The sequence below is a fragment of the Sphingomonas sp. CFBP 8760 genome, assembly GCF_014841615.1.
Taxonomy (GTDB): domain Bacteria; phylum Pseudomonadota; class Alphaproteobacteria; order Sphingomonadales; family Sphingomonadaceae; genus Sphingomonas.
Genome location: NZ_JACYUG010000072.1, coordinates 1 through 305, shown reverse-complemented (window position 1 = coordinate 305; position 305 = coordinate 1). Strand labels below are relative to the sequence as shown.

Below are 305 nucleotides of genomic sequence, written 5' to 3'. Positions count from 1 at the left end.
CCTCATGATGAAGCAGGCTACCACGCTCGCTGTAGGTTCATAACAGCCTCTAGGCCGGATCGACATTCAGGATTCCCAAATGGGCTGAACGCTGATTCATAGGCATCCGTGTAGAGACGCGGAGCGGGTAATGGCGGTCAAGCGGTGCGAATTGAGCGATGCACAGTGGTTGCGGATCGCATCGCTGTTGCCGGGCAAGGCGGCTGACCCGGGGCGCTCTGGAACCGACAACCGCTTGTTCGTGAACGGATGTCTGTGGGTGCTGCGCTCTGGCGCACACTGGTGTGACCTGCCTGAGCGTTACG

At 59.7% G+C, this 305-nt stretch carries 1 protein-coding gene; it reads left to right on the top strand.

What is annotated here, in order from left to right; genetic code table 11:
- Window positions 1-130: 130 nt before the first annotated feature.
- Window positions 131-305 (top strand): transposase (locus IFT82_RS20400; RefSeq protein WP_192129950.1); only part of this gene is annotated, 175 nt, incomplete at its 3' end.